This window comes from Nonomuraea antimicrobica (genome assembly GCF_039536965.1).
In the GTDB taxonomy this organism is placed as follows: Bacteria; Actinomycetota; Actinomycetes; order Streptosporangiales; family Streptosporangiaceae; genus Nonomuraea; species Nonomuraea antimicrobica.
The window spans coordinates 44,871-69,598 of record NZ_BAAAZP010000218.1 but is presented as its reverse complement, the minus strand read 5'-3'; the positions used below and the strand labels follow the sequence as shown (position 1 = coordinate 69,598).

The window sequence follows — 24,728 nt, the reverse complement described above, 5'->3', positions numbered from 1 at the left end:
CCGCCATGAGCCGGCGCAGCACGCCGCCGCGCACGGCCAGCCGGACGCCGCCGATCACCGTCGCGGGCACCTCGCGCAGCACGCTCGCCAGCGACCGGCGCCCGTGCGCGGGCTCGGGCAGCGCGAAGACCACCACGACCAGCAGCACCATCGCCGCCGCCGCGCCCGCCAGGGGCGGCGCCGCCAGCGGGAAGATCAGCGAGGGCGGCGCCAGCAGCGGCAGGACGCCGCCCGCCAGCACGCCCAGGCACAGGGCCACCGACTCCATCGCGCCGCCCCTGGCCAGTCCGGGCTTGAGATCGGCGCCGGGGCCCTCGATGCCGTGCAGGGTGTCGACGTACCAGGAGGTGGCGGGGCCGCTGGACAGCGCCCTGGCCACGCCCTTGAACACGCCGCTCACCAGGAACATCCAGAACGTGGTCGACACGCTCATCAGCGCCAGCCCCGCCACGGTGAACGCGGCCGAGGCGGCCAGCACCACGCGGCGCCCCACCACGTCGGCCAGCCCGCCCGTGGGCAGTTCGAGGCTCACGGTCACGACCGAGAACACCGTCACCGTCAACCCGACCTGGGCCAGGCTGAGCCCCCGCTCGCTCATGAGCAGCACCATGGAGGCCATCATCAGCCCAGGAGGCAGCCAGGTCAGGAAGCTGACGAGCATGTAGCGCCGTAAAGCCGAACGCGCGGTCACGGCTCCTCCCTCCGCGCCTTGGGGTAGCCCCCCACCCAGATGTGCACCTGCGGCGCGCCGGGCTCCCCCTCGTAGCGCGCCACCAGCTCGTTCAACAGCTCGTCCGCACGCGTCATGAACTCCGCCAGCGCGGCCGGCGGCAACTCCACGAAGTGGTCGTTCATCCCCGCCACCTCCACCCATTCCGGGGACCAGTCGTCCTCGTCGAACTCCTGGACGACCCGCGCGAGCGTCTCGGCCTGGCGCAGCCGCAGCAGCCTGACCGCCTCGCGGCCCTCGGGCGTGCCGTACAGCTCGCGGCTGTTCCACGAGGTGTAGCGGTGGCGGGCCCGCCAGCGGCGCTCGCGGGCGTCGCGCCGGTCGTCGTCCTCCTCGATGAAGCCGTATTTGAACAGCTCGCGCAGGTGGTAGCTGGTCGAGCCGGAGCTCTCGCCGACCTTGCGGCCCAGCTCGCTGGCGGTGGCCGGGCCGTCGCTGCGGAGCAGGCCGAGCAGCCGGATGCGCAACGGGTGGGTGACCGCCTTGAGCACCTGCGGATCAGTGATCTTGTAGCGCTCCTCCATGCCTCGAAGGTAAACCACAAAGACAATTTTGCAAAGAGATTTTTGTGGTTTCTCCGCTCCTAGACTGTGGGGATGCTCGACGACATCTGGGTGGACGACTCCGTCTTCGCACTGCGACCCGACTTCGCGGTGCTCCTCATGACCGCGCGCGGCCTGCGCAACGGGCCGACCGACGACCGGTCCAGGGGCTGGCTGGAGCAGGCGTCGGCGCTGGAGGTGCAGACCGGCAAGATCGATGCGTGGAAGGACGCCTACCGGGCGTTCGGGGCCAAACCGCAGCGCACCAGGCCCTCGGTCGACGCGCTCACCCGGCGCATGCCGCTGCCCGAGATCAACCGGGCCGTCGACGCGTACAACTCGGTCAGCGTCAAGCACGCGCTGCCCATCGGCGGCGAAGACCTCGACCACTACGTCGGCGCGGCGCGGCTGGTGCGGGCGAGCGGCGAGGAGGAGTCGGAGGAGGCACTCGGGCGGCCCGAGCCGGGCGAGGTGATCTGGCGCGACGACGCCGGCGTCACCTGCCGCAGGTGGAACTGGCGTCAGGGAGTGCGCACCCGGCTCACCGAGACGACCGCCAACGCGCTCTTCCTGCTCGAACGCCTGGAGCCCATGTCGCTGGAGGAGCTGAAGGAGGCGGGCGAGGAGCTTGCGGACCTGCTGTCCGAGATGTCCCCCGAGGTACAGATCACCAGCAGATTGTTGTCCAACGGGAAATAAACCTCTCGTCGCGGCGTTGATACCAAAGAGTAATAATTGCCGCACCACCCGGATTGACGAGGGGGGCGTGACCTCTTTGCGCGGTCCTGAGAGGATCGTTCGAGGCGGCACGGGCTCTTCGGCGCGCGCTGCCGGTCCGGGCGAGTAGCCTTGGACAGGTTCTCTAACATCAACGCCGATCTGCGGAAGAGGGCGATTTCCGCCGTGTCGTCTGAGTCGTCGCGGACAAACCCGCTGGCAAGCTTTGGTCAGAACGAGTGGCTTGTCGACGAGCTGTACCAGAAGTACCTCCAGGATCCCGAGTCTGTCGACAAGGCATGGTGGAACTTCTTCGCTGACTACAACCCTGACTACGGACCGGGCCGTGCCCCGGTCAGGGAGGCTGCGAACGGCACTGTGACCGCCCCCGCACCTCCCCAGGCACCCCAGGCCGCTCCCAAGGCCGCGCCGAAGGCGCCGGCCGTGGCCGAGAAGCCGAAGCAGCCTGCCACCCCGGTCCCCAAGGACGCCGAGGAGATCAAGCTTCGTGGCGCGGCGGCCCGCACGGCCGCCAACATGGAGCTGTCACTGACGGTCCCGACGGCGACCAGCGTCCGGGCCATCCCGGCCAAGCTGCTGATCGACAACCGCATCGTGATCAACAATCACCTCAAGCGGGGTCGTGGCGGGAAGGTCTCCTTCACCCACCTGATCGGCTTCGCGATCGTCAAGGCCCTGAAGGCCATGCCGGACATGAATCACTCCTACGCGGAGATCGACGGCAAGCCGACCCTGGTCAAGCCCGAGCACGTGGGCTTGGGCCTGGCGATCGACGTCCAGAAGAGCAACGGCGAGCGCCAGCTCCTCGTGCCCTCGATCAAGGGCGCGGAGGCGATGGACTTCCGGCAGTTCTGGATGGCCTACGAAGACGTCGTGCGCAAGGCGCGGGCCGGCAAGCTCGGCGTCGACGACTTCTCCGGCACCACGATCTCGCTGACCAACCCCGGCACCATCGGCACCGTGCACTCCGTGCCGCGCCTGATGCCCGGCCAGGGCACGATCATCGGCGTCGGTGCGATGGAATACCCGGCCGAATACCAGGGGGCCTCCCCCGACACGCTCTCGCGCCTGGCCGTCTCCAAGGTCATGACGCTGACCAGCACCTACGACCACCGCATCATCCAGGGCGCCCAGTCGGGCGACTTCCTGCGCCAGATCCACCGGCTGCTGCTCGGTGAGGACGGCTTCTACGACGAGATCTTCGAAGCCCTGCGCATCCCGTACGAACCGGTCCGCTGGGTCCAGGACATCTCGGCCACCCACGACGACGACGTGGCCAAGTCCGCCCGCGTCATCGAGCTGATCCACGCCTACCGGGTCCGCGGCCACCTCATGGCCGAGACCGACCCGCTGGAGTACAAGCAGCGCAAGCACCCCGACCTCGACATCCAGTCGCACGGCCTGACGCTGTGGGACCTGGAGCGCGAGTTCGCCACCGGCGGATTCGGCGGCAAGCCGCTGATGAAGCTGCGCGACATCCTGGGCGTGCTGCGCGACTCCTACTGCCGCACCGTCGGCATCGAGTACATGCACATCCAGAACCCCGAGGAGCGGGCCTGGATCCAGGAGCGGGTGGAGAAGGCGCACGCCTCGCCCGAGCGCGCCGAGCAGCTCAACATCCTGTCGCGGCTCAACACCGCCGAGGCGTTCGAGACGTTCCTGCAGACGAAGTTCGTCGGCCAGAAGCGCTTCTCGCTGGAGGGCGGCGAGTCCCTGATCCCGCTGCTCGACTCGGTCATCAGCGACGCCGCCGACGAGGGTCTCGACGAGGTCGTCATCGGCATGGCCCACCGCGGCCGGCTCAACGTGCTGGCCAACATCGTGGGCAAGTCCTACGCGCAGATCTTCGGCGAGTTCGAGGGCAACATCGACCCGCGCACCGCCCACGGCTCCGGCGACGTGAAGTACCACCTGGGCGCGAGCGGCCAGTTCACCGCGCCGAGCGGCACGAACATCACCGCGTCCGTGGTCGCCAACCCCTCCCACCTGGAGGCGGTCGACCCGGTGCTGGAGGGCGTCGTCCGCGCCAAGCAGGACCTCCTGGAGCGCGGCGAGGAGGGCTTCACCGTCCTGCCCGTGCTCGTCCACGGTGACGCGGCCTTCGCCGGCCAGGGCGTCGTGGCCGAGACGCTCAACCTGTCGCAGCTTCGCGGCTACCGCACCGGCGGCACCGTGCACGTGGTGGTCAACAACCAGGTCGGCTTCACGACCTCGCCCGCCTCGTCCCGCTCCTCGGTCTACGCGACCGACGTGGCGCGGATGATCCAGGCCCCGATCTTCCACGTCAACGGCGACGACCCCGAGGCCGTGGTCCGCGTGGGCCAACTGGCCTACGAGTACCGCCAGGCGTTCCGCAAGGACGTCGTCATCGACCTCATCTGCTACCGCCGCCGCGGCCACAACGAGGGCGACAACCCGGCCTTCACCCAGCCGCTGATGTACGACCTCATCGACGCCAAGCGCTCGACCCGCAAGCTCTACACCGAGGCGCTGATCGGCCGGGGCGACATCACGGTCGAGGAGGCCGAGCAGGCGCTGCGCGACTACCAGGCGAAGCTGGAGCAGGCGTTCACCGAGACCCGCGAGGCGGCGAAGAAGCCCAAGGAGGCGGCCGCCATGCGGGTGCCGCCGACCGAGGTCGTCAAGTGGTCCCACGACGACACGCCGACCGCGATCAGCGACGAGACGCTCAAGCGCATCGTCGACACCCAGCTCAGCCTGCCCGAGGGCTTCACGCCGCACCCGCGCCTGGCACCGGTGCTGCAGCGCCGCGGCCAGATGGTCGAGCAGGACACGATCGACTGGGCGATGGGCGAGACGCTGGCGTTCGGCTCGCTGCTGCTCGACGGCCACCCGGTGCGCCTGGTCGGGCAGGACTCGCGCCGCGGCACGTTCACCCAGCGGCACGCCGTCCTGGTCGACCGGATGACCGGCGCCGACCACACGCCGCTCAAGAGCTTCAACCAGGGCACCACGAAGTTCTACGTCTACGACTCGCTGCTCAGCGAGTTCGCGGCGCTCGGCTTCGAGTACGGCTACAGCGTGGTCCGCCCCGACGCCCTGGTCTGCTGGGAGGCGCAGTTCGGCGACTTCGTCAACGGCGCCCAGACGATCATCGACGAGTTCATCTCGTCCGGCGAGCAGAAGTGGGGCCAGAAGTCCTCGGTCGTGCTGCTGCTGCCGCACGGCTTCGAGGGCCAGGGCCCCGACCACTCCTCGGCCCGCATCGAACGGTTCCTGCAGGTCTGCGCGCTCGACAACATGACGGTCGCGCAGCCCACCACGCCGGCCAACTACTTCCACCTGCTGCGCTGGCAGGTGGAGTCCGAGCGGCACAAGCCGATGGTGGTCTTCACGCCGAAGTGGCTGCTGCGTCACAAGGCGGCCACGTCGAAGGCGGCCGAGTTCAGCTCGGGCACCTTCCAGCCGGTCCTCGGTGACACGACCGTCGACCCGGGCAAGGTCACCAGGGTCGTGCTCTGCTCCGGCAAGCTCTACTACGAGCTGGCGGCGCAGCGCGAGAAGAGCGGTCGCGACGACGTCGCGCTCGTCCGGCTGGAGCGGCTCTACCCGTTCCCGACGGAAGAGCTGGCCACCGAGCTGGCCCGCTACGGCGCGCAGGTCGAGCTGGTGTGGGCGCAGGACGAGCCGACCAACATGGGTCCGTGGCCCTACCTGACGCTCAAGCTGGCCGAAGAGCCGCAGTCGCTGGGCGGCCGGGCGCTGCGGCGCGTGTCGCGCACGCCCAACAGCTCTCCGGCGACCGGGTCGCACAACGCGCACGACAGGGAGCTCGAGGAGATCCTTCACCAGATCTTCGGCTGAGCGCCCCGCCCGGCGAGCCCCCTGCCCTTCGCGGCCGGGGGCTCGCCTCTTTCAGGCAGGCTCGGCGCCCCAAGGGCGCCCCACGGTGCCTCAAGGTGCCTCAAGGTGCCTCGGGAACGAATGGAGAGCGATGTACTTCACCGATCGGGGGATCGAGGAGCTGGTCGAGCGGCGCGGCGAGGAGGAGGTCAGCCTGTTGTGGCTGGGCGAGCGGCTGCGTGAGTTCGTCGACCTCAACCCGGAGTTCGAGACCCCGGTCGAGCGGCTGGCGACCTGGCTGGCGCGTCTCGACGACGACGAGGACGACTGAGGGCAGCGGGCCGCCGCCCTCGGCCGTTCCCGATGAATCGCCCGCTTTCTAAACGCGATACATCTTGAGTTTTCGGCGAACGCGACATATCGTGATTCTCGTAGATACGTGTCGCCAGAGAGAGGCGGGGGAGCATGCCGCAGTGGACGATCGATGAGCCCGGACAACTGGCCTTCGGCGAAGTGGACTCGCTCGACGTACGCATCGTCGCCGGCCGCCTGGACGTCCTGGCCAGCGACGGCACACCCACCCTGGAGGTCGCCGAGATCGAGTCGGCCTCACCGCTCGTGGTCACCTACGACGAGCACACCAGATCGCTCACCGTCGCCTACCGCGACCTCACCTGGGACGGCCTGCTCGGCTGGCTCCGGCGCGACCGCCGCCACACGGTGTTGTCCATCGCCGTCCCCAAGGGCTGCCGGGTCAAGGCGGGCGTGGTGACCGCCCCGGCCGTGGTGGCCGGGTTCGAGCGGGTGACGCAGGTCAAGACCGTCTCCGGCGAGATCGTCCTCGACGGCGTCAGCGGTGACGTGGTCGCCAACACCGTCTCCGGGGCCGTCGAGAGCCGGGCGATGGACGGCGACTTGTCGTTCATCAGCGTCTCCGGCGACCTCACCGTGGCCGACGGCACGCCACACCGCCTCAAGGCGAACACGGTCTCGGGCCGCATCACGGCCGACCTGTCGCTGCGGCCGACCGGACACGTGACGTTCAACAGCGTGTCCGGCGACATCCTGGTCAGGCTGCCCGAGAACGTCGACACCGACGTCAACGTCAGGTCCACCTCGGGCAGGCTCGTCAGCACGTTCAACGGGCTGGCCACCACGAGCGGCCCCGGCACGAGGGCGCTCTCGGGACGGCTGGGCGGCGGCATGGCCTCGCTGTCGGCCGTCACCGTCTCCGGCGAGGTCACGCTGCTCAAGGGAGAGAAGGAATGAGTCCTGTCTTCGGTCACGGCCGGCTCCGGCTGTACCTGCTCAAGCTGCTGGAGGAGAGCCCGCGCCACGGCTACGAGGTCATCCGGCTGCTCCAAGACCGCTTCCTCGGCGTCTACTCGCCCTCCCCCGGCACCATCTACCCCCGCCTGGCCCGCCTGGAGGAGGAGGGCCTGGTGACGCACGAGGTGGTCGAGGGCAAGAAGGTGTTCTCGATCACCGACAAGGGCCGCGAGGAGCTGAACGCCCGGCTCGACGAGCTCGACGACCTGGAGCAGGAGATCTCCGCCTCCGTGCGCGACATCGCCCGCGAGGTCAAGGAGGACGTGCGCGACACGGTCAAGTCGCTGCGCGACGAGCTGACGCGGATGGCCAAGGACGTGCGTACGGGTGCGGTGGAGGACACCCTGCGGATGCGGCAGCGGCAGAAGGAGGACATCAGGCGGCTCAGGGACCAGCAGAAGCGGCAGTGGATGGAGAACGCCACCCACTGGCAGGACGAGGGCGAACGGTTCACCGGGGAATGGCGCCGGATCTGGTCGCAGGTGTGGGCCACGCTCGGGGGCGAGGCGTCCGACGCGCCGCCCCACCGGGCCGAGCTCGACGCCGAGCTGGGCGAGCTGCTCGCCGACATCGTGGCCGAGATCCGCGAGGGGGCCTCGAAGGCCCGGCTGACGCCGGAGAAGCTCGCGGAGCTGCGTACGACGCTCGACGACACCGCCCGGCGCGTCCGCGACATCCTCGAACGCTGACGTCGCCCTCCGCGCTCTCCGCACCCGCCGCGCCCGCCGCCTTCGCCGCAAGGGACCGGCGGGCCCCTGGGACGGCGAGGTCAGCGGGAGCGGAGGCGCCGCCCGTCCGGCCGCCGCACCCCTCGGGCCGCCCTGCGCGCGCGATAGGCGATCGGCATGTACCGCAACCGCTCGGGCACCCACGGCGTCACCATCGCCACCGCCCGCCCGAGGCGCCGCAGACGCCGCTCGTCCCTGGCCGTCCACCGCAGCCCCAGCCTCCCCCGTACGGCGGTCGGCAGCGTCCCGACGGTGACGAAGTAGTTGAGCTCCCCCGACCTGATCCCGACCGGCGTCCACCACCGGCGCAGCGGCCCCGGCAACCCGGGTGGCGCCGGGGTGACCCGCATGACCGCCAGCACGTCGAGCGCCGTCGGGTGCGCCTCCAGCCGCCGGTCTACCATCCCCTCGAAGTATCGCCGGCACGCCTCCGCGTCCGCGGGCAGCTCCCGCTCCGGCACCCGCAGGATCGCGCCGAGCCGCCGCGACTCCTCGTAGAAGCGCCGTTCCTGGGCCCGGGTGAACGGGGTGCCGAAGTAGCGGTTGAGCGCGATGAACCGCTCGAACAAGGTCAGGTGCACCCAGGCCCACGCCTCGCCGTTCAGCGCGTGGTAGTGGCGGCCCTGCTCGTCGACGCCGCCGATCGGCTGGTGCAGCTCACGCAGCCGCCGCCCCTCGGCGGGGCCGTCGGCGCCGCCGTACACCCACTTCTGGACGGAGACGAGCGTGCGCTCCAGCCGCCCCCAGGGGTCGTGCTTGTAGGCGGAGTGCTCGGCGACCGCCGCCCCGACCGCCGGGTGCATCGTCTGGAGCACCAGCGCGCTGCCGGCCACGAGCAGGTTGCGGTATTCGCCGGCGGTCTCCCAGTGCATCGAACCTGGGCCGAAGGGCTCGACATCGGTCATGACTGCCTCCCGGGTGACACACCCCTTGTATCACCCGGGACGGCCGACAGTAACCCAGCACTTATTCAGCCGGTGAAGACGATCTTTCCGAAGAGCTCCCCTGCCGCCATGGCGGCGAACCCGTCCCGCGCCTCGGTCAGCGGCAGCACCCGGTCGATCTCGGGCCGCAGCCCCGTCTGCTCCAGGAACACGGCCAGCCGATGGAGCTGCGCACGCGTCCCCATGGTGGAGCCGATCACGGAGAGCTGCAGGAAGAAGACCCGGTTCAGGTCGGCGGGCGGGACCGCGCCGCTGGTGGCGCCCGAGACCACGATGCGCCCGCCCGGCTTGAGCGACTTGAGCGAGTGGTCCCAGGTGGCCTGCCCGACGGTCTCCATGACCGCGTCCACCCGCTCGGGCAGCCGCGCGCCCGGCTCGAAGACCTGGTCGGCGCCGAGCAGCCGGGCCCGTTCGCGCTTGTCCTCGGAGCGGCTGGTGGCCCAGATCCGGTAGCCGGCGGCCCGCCCGAGCGCGATCAGCGCGGTCGCGACGCCCCCGCCCGCCCCCTGCACGAGGACGGTGGACCCGGGTTCGAGCCCGGCCTTGTCGAACAACATCCGGTACGCGGTCAGCCACGCCGTCGGCAGGCACGCCGCATGCTCGAACGAGAGCGCGGCCGGCTTGGGCACCAGGTTGCGCCGCGGCACGGCGACCCGCTCGGCGAACGTGCCGTCGTACACCTCCGACAGCAGCGTGCGCTTCGGGTCGAGCGTCTCGTCGGCGCCCGTGCCGATCACGGAGTGCACGATGACCTCGTTGCCGTCCTCGTCCACCCCGGCGGCGTCGCAGCCGAGCACGATCGGCAGCCGGTCCTGCCTGATGCCGACGCCCTTGAGCGTCCACAGGTCGTGGTGGTTGAGGGCGGCGGCGCGTACGGAGACGGTCGTCCAGCCGTCGGGCACCTTCGGCTCCGGGTGCTCACCGAGCGTCAGCCCGGCGAGCGGGTGGTCGGGATCGGTCTGTGTGGCGGTTACGGCGAACATGGCCGCACCTTACTTCAGCCCCGTACGCCCGCCCGGGATCGCCATCACCTGACCGTGACCCGGATGCCCTCGATCGCCTGCCGCCGGAACTCCGCCGACCCGGCCACGGCCACCAGCACGTCGCCGCGGCACACCATCTCGGCGGACCGCCTGAGCCCCTCGATCACCTGGGGCATCCTGGCCTTCTTCCGGCAGTCGGGGGTGGGCACGAGCGCGACCATCTCCCTCGTGCCGCCGCCGAACCAGAGCTGCGGGCCGACCGGCGCACCCTGCTCGGTGTCGCCCGGCTCGGCCAGCCGTACGTCCCCACCGGCCGACAGCACCAGGTAGCCGTGCTCGGTCACCGCGCCCTTCAGGCTCCGCGCGAGGGTGAGCCGCTGCTCGAACGTCAGGGCGTCACCCGGGCCGTACCCGCGGTCGTGCACCGCGAGCCGCCACGGCCCGAAGGCGAACAGCAGCACCTGCCCGTAGAACCGGCTGCCGGCCTGGCGCGGCCAGAGGGTCACGTTGGGGGCGAAGTTCCTGATCGGCTCGTCACCGCGGGTGATCTCGGCCTCGCCCCCGTACGGCGCCACGAACATCCGCAGCCTCCCGTCCACCCACCCCGACTGGAAGGGACGCGAGCCCTTCTCGTCGAGGTCGAGCCCCGCCGGGTAGCGCACCTCGGCCCGCACCCCGTGCGGGAACACGACCTGGAGGACCTCGTCGCCGCCCTTGCGCGCGGCGGGGACGGTGAGGACGTTGGGCGCGCTCTCCAGCCGGGTCAGCGACCTGATGGGCTCCGGCGTCGGCCGTGTGGGCTCGGGCTCGGGGTCACGGCTGGTCAGCAGGCTGACAGCGGGGATCAGCAGGAGCGCCAGAACCACCACCAGCCCGACCCACCGGCGACGGCCGCGCTCGCCTGCCTCGATGACGTCGAACTGGTCAGCCACGACGTTCCTCGCCGAGTAGTGCCGGCTTGCGCCCTAGGTTCTCAGTTCAATCGAGCGGCAGGCATCAGCGCAAGACCCGAAATATCCGTCGATAGGGCACAAGTTCACAACCGCTCACCACGCGGACGTCCTGCCCCACCAGTCCCCGCACCTGCTCCCCGCGTACGGCGGCCCTCCGGTGACCGTGAGCCCGCGCGGATCCATGCGACCAGCCGGCCAGAACATCACTCCGTTGATAAGGACCGAACAAGGAGTGGCGTTTGATAAATGGCGTTGCCGATGTTGCCACAGAAAACCGGGCACCCCCTCCGGCCTGCGGGGATGCCGATCAGTAATACATGCGATCTCGGTATCTCTATAACGGAAAGGAACCGGACCATGCTTTTTCACGTCGTTTCCTGGTCGCCGGATCGCGCCATTCATTAACGTTCCGATCGTTTTCCTGGCCCACCGGGGCGCAGTACCCCGCTCTGGGCCGCCGAAAGCTGAGAGGAGCTCCATGTATTCCCGAGCAAGGCGCATCGCGATCCCCCTCGCCGGTCTGGTGGCCATCGGCCTGGCGGCGGGAACGCTCGGCGGCACCGCTGCCGGCGCGACGGCACCCTCCGACGTCGTCGCCAAGAACGCGGCGACCCCGGCGGAGCAGGCGATCCAGTTCTGGACGCCCGACCGCATCAAGCTGGCAACCGACTACGACGACGGCCTCGACCTGTCCACCAAGGGCATCAAGGCCAGCAACGACACCCCTGACGGGCCGCCCGGCTCGGTTCCCCCGATCGGCGGAGAGAAGAAGACCACCACGAAGAGCAAGCACGTCAACCTGCCGAACACGGTCGGCCGCGTGTTCTTCACGCTGCCGAAGGCCGATCCGCGCGACCCGAAGAACTGGCGTTACTGCTCGGCCAGCTCGCTGCAGGGCAAGTTCCGCAACCTGGTGGCGACCTCGGCCCACTGCGTGTACGACACCAAGAAGAACACCTTCTACGACAACTGGATCTTCATCCCGTCGTACTGGGACGGCGACAGTGTCTGGACCGGCAAGGCCCCCTACGGCATTTACGCCGCCAAGACGTTCAACGCGCACGACGATTTCGTGGTGAAGGAGGACTACGACTACGACTACGCGTTCGTCAACGTCTACAACGGCATCAAGGTCAACTGGGAGAAGGTCAACAACCGCTGGCAGTGGACCGTGAAGAACGCGGGCCGGCTCGGCGACAACGTCGGCGGCCAGGGCTTCACCTGGAACCGGAGCACCAAGCTGAACGTGTTCTCGTTCGGCTACCCGGCGGGCGAGCACCCCGACGGCGACAAGCCGTTCACGGGCCGCACGATGAAGTACTGCTACGGCAAGAGCAAGGCGATGCCCGAGGCCAAGAAGTACAACCTGCAGGAGCACATCGGCGTCAAGTGCGCCTTCACCGCCGGCGCGAGCGGCGGACCCCTCATCTACAACTACAAGAGCGCGTCGCGCACCGGCTACCTGGTCGGCGTGAACAGCGTCGCATGGGACACCGACGGCAACGACCGCTACGACCACATCTCGTCGCCGTACTTCAACACCGACACGTACAACGTGTACAAGGCCGCCGCCAACCGGTGGACCGGCAACATGCCGTGATCAAGCTGGCACCCCAGGCCCCGGCTCTCCTGGGAGCCGGGGCCTCCCCTCACCCTCTATTGCGGGCACGAGAGGCCGTCCGGGGCAGTGGCGTACACCACTGAAGCGCCACCGAATGCGCCGGGAAGGCGGCGAATTCCCGGTACGCGAATGATCCATCCGCACCCACTCTGACCTGCGAGGATGTCGTCCACTAATGATCATTTACAGGTATCGAGAGTCCTGATCTGACGATGTCCTTATAGTTCACGAGCCACTCTTGATCAGGTAACGAATCTCTATCCAAGCTGCAATATCGTCTGTACATCTGGAAAAATCCACCCTTACGACCCCAAGAAAGGCATTTCATGATCCCCCGCGCCAGGCGCCTCGTGGCCGCTGCCCTGGGCAGCGCGCTACTGCTGCTGCCTGCCTTCACGGGGATCGCCCACGCCGCACCCAGCAAGGTGTACGCCGCCCCGCTGACCAAGACCGTCGCGGACGTCAAGAGGGTCGCCGAGTACTGGAAGCCCGACCGCCTGAAGCAGGCCGACAGCTACACCCCGGCCACGCCCGGCGCCGCCGCCGCGCCGACGAGTTCGACGGCCGCCACCGCGGGCCCCGCCTCGGCCGTCACCACCACCGTCAACCGGGCCACCGCCGCACAGACCGTGCCGGCCGCCGCGCCGCGCAAGGGCACCGCGCGGACCATGGGCAAGGTCTACTTCCGGTTCGGGGACAAGGAGTACTGGTGCTCGGCCAGCGCCGTCGCGGCCAAGAACCGCAGCGTCGTCGCCACGGCCGGACACTGCACGTACGACCCGCGGCAGGGCAAGGCCGCCGACTACTGGATCTTCGTCCCGAACCCCGGCCCCAACGGTGAGACGCCCGACGGCATCTACGTGGGCGCCTCGATCAGCATGCACGAGGACTGGTCGGGCAAGGGCGACTACGACTTCGACTACGCGTTCGTCACCGTGCAGCGCGGCTTCGTCTGGACCGCCAAGGACGGCGCCTACGTCATGCAGGACGTCGGCCGGCTCCAGGACAACGTGGGCGGCGTCGGGCTCGAACTGAACAAGAAGCCCGGCGCGTACACGGTGGCCGCCTTCGGCTACCCGGCCGGGCAGCAGCCCGACGGCACGCGCCCGTACGACGGCAAGACGCTGAAGCAGTGCCCGGAACGCGTCACCCGCTACACCGTCGCCCCCAGCCTCGACCTGCAGAAGGGCGTAGAGCTGCAGCCCTGCGACTTCAGCCCGGGCGCCAGCGGCGGGCCGTGGCTGATCGGTTACGACGACGCCCGCAGGCTCGGCAACCTGAACGGCGTCAACAGCCTCACCTGGAACCGGGACGCCAAGGGGCGCTACGACGCGGTGTCGGCGCCGCACTTCGACACGACCACCGGCGAGGTCTACCGACGCGCCGCGGGAGTCGGCATCCTGGCAAATGTGACGTAAGTCATAGCAACTGCATGATCACTGCGGGTGATCAGCCAGTTCTAGATCTCGACAAGGTCACGACAGGCCTTGGAACGTTGACATGATCTACCGAAAATTCACATGACGACAGTCAAAGCTGTAGGTTCCGGGCTGTCCGTTTGCTGAGTTCGGGGGTGCACGAGGCGCCTCATGTCAGCGCAACCTGGAGTTACCTTGAAGCGAATCCTTCTGCCCGCCGGCGGTGCCGTCCTGGCGACCGGCCTGCTCGCCAGCGGTCTGTCCGGCACGGCCATGGCCGACGGCGACGTCTCCCACGACCCGATGGCCCGCAACACCTCCGACGCCGTCTCCGTCGCCTCCTTCTGGCTGGCGGCCAACGGTGCGGCGCTCCGGTCCGCGACCCAGTACACGTGGGACTCGAACGAAGTCAGGAAGGTCGTCTCCAAGGGCGGCGCCGACCCCGACGGCCGGCCCGGCATGACGGCGCCGACCGGGGAGTCGAAGTCGACCGCCAAGGCCCAGAACGTCAACCTGCCCAAGAGCGTCGGCAAGGTCTTCTTCGTCGACGGCAGCGGGAAGCTCCGCTGGTGCTCGGCCTCCTCCATCCAGTCGAACTACCGCAACCTGGTCGCCACGGCCGGCCACTGCGTGTACGACACCGACAGCAACGCCCCCACGCTCGGCAAGTGGATCTTCGTCCCCGGCTACTACCAGGGCAGGGCTCCTTGGGGCGTCTACGTGGGCAAGCAGGCCTTCACCCACTACGACTTCGACACCTACGAGGACTACGACCGCGACTACGCGTTCGTCACCGTCTACAACGGTGTCCTGTTCAACGGCATCAAGCAGGTCAGCCAGAACGACTACCAGCGCTTCAGCGGCCCGAAGCGGTCGTGGGGCGGCCGGCACTACATCCTGGAGACCAAGGACGCGGGTCGCCTCGGCGACAACGTCGGTGGCCAGGGCTTCGCCTGGAACCAGCCCACCGGCAAGGCCGTGCGCACCTTCGGTTACCCGTCGGCCCCGCACCCCGACGGCAACAAGCCGTACAGCGGCGTGACGCCGAAGCACTGCTACGGCAAGACCACCCCGAAGACGGTCGGCGCCTCCTGGCTCAAGATCGAGGAGCACATCGGCCTCAAGTGCGCCGTGACCCCCGGGTACGACGGCGGCCCGTGGCTGCTGAACTACAGCAACGCCAAGCGTCTGGGCTACGTGAACGGCGTCACCAGCACGTTCGCCGACCAGGACGGCAACGACCGGATCGACTACATCACCTCGCCGTACTTCGACGGTGAGACGGCCGGCGTCTACAACGCGGCCAAGAACGTGTGGTCCGGCAAGATCGTCGGCTCGAACGGCGAGCTGTACAAGTAAGCCCTACCAGGGGAAAGCGAGGGCCTCGGGCGTCGAGGCCCTCGCCTTGGTGTTTCCGGGGCCATTACTTACACAGGAGCACCGAAGGCCCCGGACAGCGTCCCGCCACGAACACACACCACATGACCGGACCTTCCCCGGCCCTCTGCGAAGATCTTTATTGGTTCTTGTGACAGACAGTATTTGCCTTGTCACGATGGGCGCATGCGTCACCATGATCTGACGAACGCCGAATGGGAACGCGTGGCCGCCCTGCTTCCCATAGACGACGCACAGCGCAACCGGTCGACCGACGACCGAACCATCGTCAACGGACTGCTCTACCAAGCCCGCACCGGCGTCCGCTGGCGTTGCCTGCCCGAGCGGTACGGCTGCTGGGTCAGCATCTACCGGCGCCACCGCCGCTGGCGGGCCGACGGCACCTGGCAGCGCCTCATGTACGCCCTCCAGGCCGGCACGGCCCACCCCCACCAGGCCGAGACACCGCCGGACTTCGCCTTCCCCCGGACGCACCGCCCCGGCCCCGGCAGCCCGTTCACCACCCCGCTGCTCCCCCACATCAAGGACGCAGCCGTACTGACCAGCCTCCAGCACCTCCTCGGCGAGGCCATCAGGCCAAGAAGTCAATAGGCGGGCCCGCCGACACACTCAGCAAGCTCACAGGCGAGACATCCAAGACCTCCGCGCGGGGTGGAGCTGCCGGCTCCACTCAGGCGGAGGTCTTCGCATTTCCGGACAATCCACCCCTTATGCTCCCCTCCAGAACCGTCGCGAGCCCCGGCGGACACGGGCTTCCGCACGGCTCCAGAGCGGAACCTGAAGATCTCCTGTGAGAAACGATCGAGATTAGACGGGCCAGGTTCCCATTCGGTTCCTGTGATCTGGGTCACGTTTTGCCGACTACGGTACGTGTTCAACCGTTAACGACACTTTCGCCCCGTCAACAACAACCCCCACATACCCAGCAAAAACGCGAATCGATGGACGCGGCACACGAAGATCTCTGACTGGTCACGGAAAGGTCACGGCGATCAGGGGGGTTACCGGATCACTCAAAGCGGCTTCCACCTGCGTAGATCACCACGCTATGTTCCTTGCTATCCCTTTACTGACGCATGGGACGCACGTTGCGACCCACGACAGAGCAAGGAGCAGTTCCCTTGAAGCGCATCCTCATCCCCGCCGGTGGCGCCATCCTGGCCACCGGTCTTCTGGCTGCCGGCCTCGCCGGCACCGCCCAGGCCGATGACACCCTCGCCAAGGACAACCTGACGACGAGCGCGGCCAACGCGAAGGCCATCGCCAACTTCTGGGCGGACAACAACGGTGCTGCCCTCAAGGCCGCTACCGAGTCGAACGTCTGGGACAAGGCTGACGTCGCCAAGCTGCAGAGCAAGGGCGGGTCCACCACGGACACCAAGCCGGGCTCGACCGCTCCGATCGGCGAAGAGAAGAAGACCACCGTCAAGGTCCAGAACGTCAACCTGCCGAAGACCATCGGCAAGGTGTTCTTCGTCAACAGCAAGGGCGAGAAGAAGTGGTGCTCCGCCACTTCGATCCAGTCGCAGTACCGCAACCTGGTCGCCACGGCCGGTCACTGCGTGTACGACACGGCCAACAACACGGACGTCATGTCCAAGTGGGTCTTCGTCCCGGGTTACTACCAGGGCCGGGCTCCTTGGGGCGTCTACGTTGGTAAGCAGGCCTTCACGCACTACGACTTCGACGTGTACGAGGACTACGACCGCGACTACGCGTTCGTGACCGTGTACAACGGCGTCAACGTCACCGGGAAGACCACCAAGGTCACCCCGAGCGAGTACAAGGCCCACGTCGCCAAGGGCGGTGTCGGCTACGTGAAGGAAACGACGATCACCGAGGCTGAGTTCCAGGCGGGCTACGACAAGTACGGCGAGGATGGTCCGTACAAGTCGAAGGCCGTCGACCCCAAGGTCGAGACCGTCGCGAAGCCTGCCGACGTGACGGACAAGAACGTCGACGCCTACATCAAGGGCGAGGGCCCCACCAAGGGTGTCCAGCTCACTGGTGCCGAGGTTTACAAGTCGCAGTACACCGCGGCCGGCACCGGCTTCGACAACGGCCACAAGTTCGAGCGCCTGAGCACCGAAGTGCCCATCAGCAAGGAAGAGTACGACAAGCTGAAGGCCGACAAGGGCGACGGCAAGTTCATGGGCGAGGTCCGCGCCCAGCTCGGCGATGACAAGAAGACCGAGGTCGCCTGGTTCAAGCAGCAGTTCTTCATCAAGAAGTGGATCAAGTCCACCGCTCAGGTGAAGTACTGGGTCGAGGACTACTACCTCGTCGACATCGCCGCCAAGGACGCCGGCCGTCTCGGCGACAACGTCGGCGGCCAGGGCTTCGCGTGGAACCAGCCGACCGGCAAGAACGTCCGCGTGTTCGGCTACCCGGCCGCTCCTCACCCCGACGGCAACAAGAACTACACCGGCGTCACGCCGAAGTGGTGCTACGGCAAGACTTCGGCGAAGCTGGTCGGTTCCGCCGCCAAGAAGATCGAGGAGCACGTCGCCCTCAAGTGCGCCATGACCGAGGGCGCCGACGGTGGCCCGTGGCTGTACAACTACAGCAACAGCAAGCGTCTCGGCTACGTGAACGGTGTCACCAGCACCTTCAACGACCAGGACTCCAACGGTCGCGTGGACTACATCTCGTCGCCGTACTTCGACGGCGAGACGAACACCATCTACAAGGCCGCCGCGGCTGCGTGGTCCGGCAAGGTTGTCTAAGTAACGGATAGCGATCGGGCCTAGACCGTTCGTATAACCGTTACAAGCGAAGGGCCCGGCATCCTGCCGGGCCCTTCTGCTGTTGGCCCGAAAGCGAGGCCGCTTGGACGCACCGCGCGCCGATACGGTGCCATCACCTCAATGTGATGTGTGTCACATCGCCTTCGCAAGACGGACCAGACGGATGCTCTATCCCCAATCACCACACTAACCACTTCTTTATGTTGATCAGGGCAAATAGCGGCGAGGGCCGCTTCACTCAACTCCTGCGCATCGGCCAGCTAAACATCACAGAACGATAACGCCCGGCTTGTCGCATCTTTTCCCGCCAAAGCGGCTACCGGTTCCCAAGATCGACACTGTATGTTCCTGGCTATCCCTTTACTGACGCATGGGACGCAAGAGGCGTTCCACGACAGCGCAAGGAGTTACCTTGAAGCGCATCCTCCTTCCGGCCGGTGGCGCCATTCTGGCCACTGGTCTGCTCGCTGCCGGCCTGGCCGGCACCGCTCAGGCCGACGACACCGTCGCGTCTGACGCTCTGGCCGCGAACGCGGCCAAGGCGGCCCAGATCCTGGACTTCTGGACCCAGTCCGACAACGCGGCGCTCAAGGGCGCCACGGCCTTCAACCCCGACGCTCTCGAGGTCTCCCAGATCAAGAGCGGTGGCGGTTACAGCGCGGACACCAAGCCGGGCTCGACCGCTCCCATCGGCGAGGAGAAGAAGACCACCGCCAAGGTCCAGAACGTGAACCTGCCGAAGACCATCGGTAAGGTTTTCTTCCAGGGCAGCGACGGCAAGAACTACTGGTGCTCCGGCACCTCGATCCAGTCGCAGTACCGCAACCTGGTCGCCACGGCCGGTCACTGCGTGTACGAGGTCGGCGCCAACAAGGACGTCCTGTCCAACTGGGTCTTCGTCCCCGGTTACTACCAGGGCAAGGCTCCGTTCGGCATCTACGTGGGTAAGCAGGCCTTCACCCACTACGACTTCGACGTGTACGAGGACTTCGACCGCGACTACGCGTTCGTGACCGTCTACGACGGCATCGGCGGCGTCGCCAACAAGACGACCAAGGTCACCCCGAGCGAGTACAAGGCCCACGTGGCCAAGGGTGGCAAGGGCTTCGTCAAGGAGACCCCGATCACGAAGGACGAGTTCGCGGCGGGCTACGACAAGTACGGCGAGTCTGGCCCGTACAAGTCGGCCCTGACCGACCCCAAGGTCGAGTCCGTGGCCAAGCCCGCGGACGCCGCAGGCAAGATCGAGGACTACATCGCCTCCGGCGTCGGCGGCGTCAAGCTGACCGGTGTCGAGGTCACTGAGGCGACGTACACCGCCGCCAAGACTGGCCTGGACAACGGCAACAAGTTCGAGCGCCTCAGCACCGAAGTGCCGATCAGCAAGGAAGAGTACGAGCAGCTCAAGGCTGACAAGGGCGACGGCAAGTTCCTGGGCAAGGTGCGCGCCGACGTCAAGGACGGCACCGAGGTTGCTTGGTACAAGCAGCGGTTCTTCGTCAAGAAGTGGGTTCAGGCCACCGCTCTGACGAAGTACTGGGTCGAGGAGTACTACGTCCAGGAGCACTCGGTCAAGAGCGTTGGTCGCCTCGGCGACAACGTCGGCGGCCAGGGCTTCGCGTGGAACCAGCCGACCGGCAAGTACGTCCGCACCTTCGGCTACCCCTACGGCCCGCACCTGGACGGCAACAAGCCGTTCACCGGTGTCACGCCGAAGTGGTGCTACGGCAAGACCGCTTCCAAGGTTCTGCTCATCCCGTCCAAGAAGGTCGAGGAGCAGCAGTCCCTGAAGTGCACCGTGACCGCCGGCTACGACGGTGGCCCGTGGCTGTACAAGTACAGCAACAGCAAGCGTCTCGGCTACGTCAACGGTGTCACCAGCCTCATCGCTGACACCGACGACAACAAGCGCTACGACACGATCACCTCGGCGATCTTCGACGGTGAGACGGCTGCGATCTACAAGGCCGCTGCGGCCGCGTGGTCCGGCAAGCTCATCCCGTAGTCAGCTGCCGATCGTGAACGGCGACTTGTTCGGCGTTCAACTGCAGTAACCAAAGGGCTCGGCATCCAGCCGGGCCCTTTGGCCATTCTGGGGAATCTGCGCATTTCCCTTACCAAAGCGACTAAAGGGTCGATAGGGTTTTTACACCCTTTTTGACAACTGTGGAGCCTCCGTTGAAGCGCCTGCTCATCCCCCTCGTAGCCGCCGGTCTGAGTGCCGCCGCCCTTGCCGCCCCCGCCACCGCCCAGCCGAACTGGGTCCAGGACGACCTCCTCCCGAAGCCGGCCGACGCGTACAGCGCCGCCTACTTCTGGCTCGACTCCAACGGTGCGGCTCTCCGGAAGGCCACGCAATACAACCTGGACACCAAGGAGGTGTCCAAGCTGGTCTCGTCCGGCGGCAAGGGCACCCCCGACGGCAAGCCCGGCATGACCGGCCCGACCACCGCCGCCAAGCCGGCCGCGTCCAAGAACGTCAACCTCCCCAAGACCATCGGCAAGGTCTTCTTCCTCGACAAGGCGGGCCGCTACCGCTGGTGCTCGGCCACCTCCATCCAGGCCCGCAACCGTAACCTCGTCGCCACCGCCGGCCACTGCGTCTTCGAGAGCGGCGAGGACGTCTTCCGCAAGTGGATCTTCGTGCCCGGCTACTACCAGGGCAGGGCCCCCTGGGGCGTCTACGTGGGCGCCTACGCTTTCACGGCCTACGACCTCGACACCTATGACGACTACGACGGCGATTACGCCTTCGTCGCGGTCCACAACGGCTTCGCCCTGGCGAGTGAGCGGGAGGTCGTCAAGAGCGAGTTCGCCGCGTGGGCGGGCGACAAGTGGATCAAGCACGAGGAGATCAAGAAGGAGGAGTACGACGCCGGCTTCGACAAGTACGGGCCCGCGGGGCCGTACTGGTCGAAGGACTTCGACGTCACTCCGGAGAAGGTGGCCCACAACTACCCGGGTCAGAAGGTGCTGACCCGGGTCGAGGTCACCGAGGCCAGCTACGCCAAGGCGCCGAAGGACACCGGCAGCGACGTCAACGGCGAGCAGTACGTGGAGGACGGCCCGACGCCCATCAGCCAGGAGGAGTACAAGAAGCTCCTGGCGGAGAAGGGCGACGGCAAGTTCCTGGGCAAGCTCGCGGTCACCAAGGACGCCAACGGCGTCGAGACCGCCTGGTTCAAGACCTCCTACTACCTCAAGCAGTGGGTGAAGTCGGGCACGACCGTCCGCTACTTCCGCGATCACTACATCCTCGGCATCGCCAAGGACCTGGGGCGGCTCGGTGACGTGGTCGGTGGTCAGGGCTTCGCCTGGAACCAGCCGCTCGGCCAGCAGGTGACCGCCTTCGGCTACCCGAGCGCCCCCCACCCCGACGGCGACCGCGCGTTCACCGGCGTCACGCCCAAGTGGTGCAGCGGCAAGACCGGTACGAAGAGCGTTCAGGTCAACACGTTCAAGGTCGAGACGCACCAGGTGCTCAAGTGCTCCATGACCGGCGGCGCCGACGGCGGCCCCTGGCTCATGAAGTACGACAACAGCAAGCGCACCGGCTACGTCAACGGCGTGACCAGCGTGTTCGCCGACAACGACGGCAACGGGCGGATCGACGCGATCAGCTCCGCCATCTTCGACGGTGAGACCGCCGACGTCTACAACAAGGCCAACTACGCGGCGACCAAGTCGATCGTCGGCCCCAAGGGCGAGCTCCTGAAGTAACGAGCTTCTGAAGTAACCGGACACACGTGAACGGCCCGGACCCCCGAGCGGTCCGGGCCGTTCACGTGTTCAGACCGCAGAGAGCTCCCGAGTGCGCTCCCGCAGCGCCATCACCGGCCGCTCGCTCTTGTACGGCTCCAGCCGCCTGCGCAGGTCGGCCGCGTAGGAGCGCGAGCGCGCCGACTGCAGCTCAGTGGCCAGGGCCAGCGCGCCGGCGGCCACCGTGCACGCCTCCTCCAGTTCGCCGCACTGCACCAGCCCGGCGGCCAGCAGCGACAGGTTGAACATGCGGCCCCTGACATAGCGGCCGTCCATGTCGAGCGAGCGCCGCGCCTGGCGGACGACGCGCTCGCCCTCCCCGAGGTCGCGGAAACAGTGGGCGAACTTGGCCGCCAGATATGCCTCGTCGAAGTAGCTCAGCCAGGAGGGCTCGTCCTCGGGCCTGCGGGTCTCGAAGGCGCGCTCGGCCTCGTGCAGGGAGCCGCCACAGGCGCGGGCGTCGCCCAGGCCCGCGTGCGCGTGCGCCTCCAGGACGTGCGCGGAGGCCAGGAGCGTCTGGACGCCCGCCTTGCGAGCGGAGATCTGGGCGGCCCTGGCCAGGTCGAGGGCGTGGGCCGACTGACCCATGTAGATGGCCTGGTGTGCCATGCCGGCCAGGATCTCCCCGCCCAGGGTGTGGTCGTCGGCGCCCCTGGCCAGGCGCAGGGCCTGGATGAGGTAGCGCTGGGCGAGGCCGTGCTGCTCCATGTCGTAGGCCATCCAGCCCGCCAGGCGGGTCAGCTCGGCCGCCGCGGCGGCGAGTTGCCTGCCGGTGGACTCGCCGTAGGAGCCGTCCTTGAGCAGCGGGGCCACGGCGGTGTCGAGGTATTTGACCACCGACGAGCGGACGCGGCCGCTGCCGAATCGGTTGTCGAGCTCACCGAAGGACCGGGTGACCTCGTGGATGGCGGCGATGTCGGCGCGGCCCACCCGCCGCGCGCCCATGCCGCTGGGGCGTCCCTCGGTGGGGGACGTCAGCCAGCGTACGGCTCCTACGGAGCCTGCTCCGATTGCGAGTGTGGAGTCGATCAGGAACCGCCGTCTCTCCACGTCGGCTCGCCACAGCGCCGTCACGGTCGCGACCCCCTCCTGCCACGTGTGCGTGAACTCCTGTCCGAGGTCGAGGGGTGTGAGGCTGGCCGGCATGCCCAGATCTTCCGAGGTGACCGGCCGACCTAGCCGTAGCGCGAAGATCTCCGTGAGCAGGCACGGCACCGGGTCGCGCGGCCTCTGACCTCCGATCCAGCGCAGGACGGAGCTGTGGTCGTACTTGAGGCCCGGTGTGCCACGTGCGGCTCCCAGATCGTTGATGCGCCTGGCCAGTCCCTTGTGGGAAAAGCCCGCCTCCACGATGAGCTGCTGTAGCAGTCGGTTCGGCTCGCGTTCCATCGCTCTCCTCGTCACAGGAGTCGGCGCCCACATCCCTACAGAGAGCTACTGTTATAGCACCTTGCGTAAAGGTTTTACGACGGTTTTCCAAGGTCGGCCAAAAGCCTCCCGCGCACCCCACCGGTTCCGCTCACGGTCAGGCCGGCCGCGCCGGCACCTGAACGGGCAGGTCACCGACCGGTTTCAGGCACGGCAGCACCCGGAGGCGCACCCGATGAAGACAGAACGGGCGAGGGCCGAAAGGCCGCTCGCCCGCACGTGTGGGAGTGGTTCAGCGACGGGCGACGCCGTCGGCGCGGGCCTGCGCGGAGACCGCCGCGGCCACGGCGGGCGCGACCCGGGCGTCGAACGGGCTCGGAACGACGTACGTCGCCGACAGGTCGTCGCCCACGACGCCCGCCAGCGCGTTGGCCGCGGCCACCTTCATGTTCTCGGTGATGGCGGTGGCCCGCACGTCGATGGCGCCGCGGAAGACGCCGGGGAACGCCAGCACGTTGTTGATCTGGTTGGGGAAGTCGGAGCGCCCGGTGGCCACGACGCCGGCGTGCTTGGCGGCCACGTCGGGATGCACCTCGGGCGTCGGGTTGGACAGCGCGAACACGATCGACTCAGGCGCCATGGACGCGATGGCCGCCTCGGAGACCGTGGACCCCGACAGCCCCACGAACACGTCGGCGCCCTCCAGGGCGTCCTCTGTGGAGCCGGTGCGCCCGGCCCGGTTGGTGTCCTTGGCCAGGAGCTGCTTGACCTGGTTGAGGCCCTCACGGCCCTCGTAGATCAGGCCCTTGGAGTCGGAGACCGCGATGTCGCCGATGCCCGCCTCAAGAAGAATGCGGGTGACGGCGACGCCGGAGGCGCCCGCGCCGGCCACGACGGCCCGCAGGTCGCCCAGGGGGCGGCCGGTCAGGCGGGCGGCGTTCTGCAGGGCGGCCAGCGCCACGATGGCGGTGCCGTGCTGGTCGTCGTGGAAGACGGGGATGTCGAGCAGGCCGCGCAGCCGCTCTTCGATCTCGAAGCAGCGGGGAGCGCTGATGTCTTCGAGGTTGACGCCGCCGAACGACGGCGCGAGCCGCACCACGGTCTCGACCAGCGCGTCGACGTCGGTACAGTCGAGGCAGAGCGGCACGGCGTCGACGTTGGCGAACTCCTTGAACAGCAGCGCCTTGCCCTCCATGACGGGCATGGCCGCCGAGGGGCCGATGTCGCCCAGGCCGAGCACGGCGGTGCCGTCGGTGACGACGGCGACCACGTTGGGAACCCAGGTGTATTCGTCGGCCAGCGCGGGGTTGTCGGCGATGGCCGTGCAGACCCGGGCGACGCCGGGGGTGTAGGCGAGGGCGAGATCGTCCGCGTCGCGGACGGGAACGGTGGAGCGGATCTCGATCTTGCCGCCGCGGTGCAGCGCGAACGCCGGATCGAGATCGAGATTTTCGTCGGAAGCAGAAGCGGGCGTGGCAGCCACAGCGACCCCAGTAGTCATCGGTAGCGGAGAAACCTACGGCGGACGAGCTCGAGCGGGCTGGCTTCGGTAGCTGCCAGACTCCCCTCGCCGATCGTCACGTGAGGGGGTTCGGGGGTCACCCGTCACACCATAGTGCCACGGGTGAGACGGTGTTCGGTGTCAGTGCCGGAGCCGTTCTGTTGA

General features: G+C 67.9%; 19 protein-coding genes. 12 read left to right on the top strand and 7 right to left on the bottom strand.

The window, feature by feature from the left end; translation table 11 throughout:
• Positions 1-691: MFS transporter (locus ABD844_RS46985; protein ID WP_344894482.1), on the bottom strand; the 691-nt coding region annotated here is incomplete at its 3' end.
• Entirely contained in the window at positions 688-1,254 is a 567-nt protein-coding gene (locus tag ABD844_RS46980; RefSeq protein WP_344894479.1) for a winged helix-turn-helix domain-containing protein, read from the bottom strand. The genes ABD844_RS46980 and ABD844_RS46985, both read right to left, overlap by 4 nt.
• A gap of 72 nt (positions 1,255-1,326) precedes the next feature.
• Between ABD844_RS46980 and ABD844_RS46975 the strand changes: the two genes are divergently transcribed.
• From ABD844_RS46975 to ABD844_RS46955, 5 genes are all read left to right on the top strand, one after another.
• Entirely contained in the window at positions 1,327-1,971 is a 645-nt protein-coding gene (locus ABD844_RS46975) for a B3/B4 domain-containing protein (RefSeq protein WP_344894476.1), read from the top strand.
• Between the two features lie 204 nt (positions 1,972-2,175).
• Entirely contained in the window at positions 2,176-5,835 is a 3,660-nt protein-coding gene (locus ABD844_RS46970; RefSeq protein ID WP_344894473.1) for a multifunctional oxoglutarate decarboxylase/oxoglutarate dehydrogenase thiamine pyrophosphate-binding subunit/dihydrolipoyllysine-residue succinyltransferase subunit, read from the top strand.
• A 130-nt stretch (positions 5,836-5,965) separates the two neighbouring features.
• A complete protein-coding gene (locus ABD844_RS46965) occupies positions 5,966-6,145 on the top strand; it encodes a DUF6104 family protein (RefSeq protein WP_344894470.1) in 180 nt (59 codons plus the stop codon).
• A gap of 134 nt (positions 6,146-6,279) precedes the next feature.
• On the top strand, positions 6,280-7,083 hold the full coding sequence (locus tag ABD844_RS46960; protein WP_344894467.1) for a DUF4097 family beta strand repeat-containing protein: 804 nt from the start codon (positions 6,280-6,282) through the stop codon (positions 7,081-7,083).
• Positions 7,080-7,832 carry a PadR family transcriptional regulator gene (locus ABD844_RS46955; RefSeq protein WP_344894464.1) on the top strand — a complete coding sequence of 251 codons (753 nt, stop codon included), beginning with the start codon at positions 7,080-7,082 and terminating at the stop codon, positions 7,830-7,832. The genes ABD844_RS46960 and ABD844_RS46955 overlap by 4 nt, the downstream gene beginning before the upstream one ends.
• 80 nt (positions 7,833-7,912) lie before the next feature.
• Here the strand turns inward: ABD844_RS46955 and ABD844_RS46950 are convergent, their stop codons facing one another.
• From ABD844_RS46950 to ABD844_RS46940, 3 genes are all read right to left on the bottom strand, one after another.
• Positions 7,913-8,776, bottom strand: a complete 864-nt coding sequence (locus tag ABD844_RS46950) for an oxygenase MpaB family protein (protein WP_344894461.1) — start codon at positions 8,774-8,776, stop codon at positions 7,913-7,915.
• Between the two features lie 65 nt (positions 8,777-8,841).
• A complete protein-coding gene (locus ABD844_RS46945) occupies positions 8,842-9,798 on the bottom strand; it encodes a zinc-binding dehydrogenase (RefSeq protein WP_344894458.1) in 957 nt (318 codons plus the stop codon).
• Positions 9,799-9,842: 44 nt separating this feature from the next.
• Positions 9,843-10,730 (bottom strand): hypothetical protein, encoded by an 888-nt coding sequence (locus tag ABD844_RS46940; RefSeq protein ID WP_344894455.1) that lies wholly within the window; start codon positions 10,728-10,730, stop codon positions 9,843-9,845.
• A gap of 499 nt (positions 10,731-11,229) precedes the next feature.
• Here ABD844_RS46940 and ABD844_RS46935 point away from each other — a divergent pair, with 499 nt between their 5' ends.
• From ABD844_RS46935 to ABD844_RS46905, 7 genes are all read left to right on the top strand, one after another.
• Positions 11,230-12,351 (top strand): trypsin-like serine peptidase, encoded by a 1,122-nt coding sequence (locus ABD844_RS46935; RefSeq protein WP_344894452.1) that lies wholly within the window; start codon positions 11,230-11,232, stop codon positions 12,349-12,351.
• A gap of 347 nt (positions 12,352-12,698) precedes the next feature.
• On the top strand, positions 12,699-13,790 hold the full coding sequence (locus tag ABD844_RS46930; RefSeq protein ID WP_344894449.1) for a trypsin-like serine peptidase: 1,092 nt from the start codon (positions 12,699-12,701) through the stop codon (positions 13,788-13,790).
• Between the two features lie 195 nt (positions 13,791-13,985).
• Positions 13,986-15,149: a trypsin-like serine peptidase gene (locus ABD844_RS46925; RefSeq protein WP_344894446.1), complete on the top strand. Its 1,164-nt coding sequence runs from the start codon at positions 13,986-13,988 to the stop codon at positions 15,147-15,149.
• Between the two features lie 204 nt (positions 15,150-15,353).
• Positions 15,354-15,779: a transposase gene (locus ABD844_RS46920; RefSeq protein ID WP_344894443.1), complete on the top strand. Its 426-nt coding sequence runs from the start codon at positions 15,354-15,356 to the stop codon at positions 15,777-15,779.
• Between the two features lie 530 nt (positions 15,780-16,309).
• Entirely contained in the window at positions 16,310-17,914 is a 1,605-nt protein-coding gene (locus ABD844_RS46915) for a trypsin-like serine peptidase (protein WP_344894440.1), read from the top strand.
• Between the two features lie 433 nt (positions 17,915-18,347).
• The gene (locus ABD844_RS46910; protein ID WP_344894437.1) at positions 18,348-19,940 is read left to right on the top strand and encodes a trypsin-like serine peptidase; all 1,593 of its coding nucleotides are present in this window, start codon (positions 18,348-18,350) and stop codon (positions 19,938-19,940) included.
• A 173-nt stretch (positions 19,941-20,113) separates the two neighbouring features.
• Positions 20,114-21,655 (top strand): trypsin-like serine peptidase, encoded by a 1,542-nt coding sequence (locus ABD844_RS46905; protein WP_344894434.1) that lies wholly within the window; start codon positions 20,114-20,116, stop codon positions 21,653-21,655.
• A gap of 69 nt (positions 21,656-21,724) precedes the next feature.
• On the opposite strand, the gene ABD844_RS46900 is transcribed toward ABD844_RS46905, so the two are convergent.
• Positions 21,725-23,083 carry an NsdA family TPR-like regulatory protein gene (locus ABD844_RS46900; protein WP_344894431.1) on the bottom strand — a complete coding sequence of 453 codons (1,359 nt, stop codon included), beginning with the start codon at positions 23,081-23,083 and terminating at the stop codon, positions 21,725-21,727.
• A 271-nt stretch (positions 23,084-23,354) separates the two neighbouring features.
• Positions 23,355-24,563, bottom strand: a complete 1,209-nt coding sequence (locus ABD844_RS46895; RefSeq protein WP_344894428.1) for an NAD(P)-dependent malic enzyme — start codon at positions 24,561-24,563, stop codon at positions 23,355-23,357.
• Between the last annotated feature and the right edge of the window lie 165 nt (positions 24,564-24,728).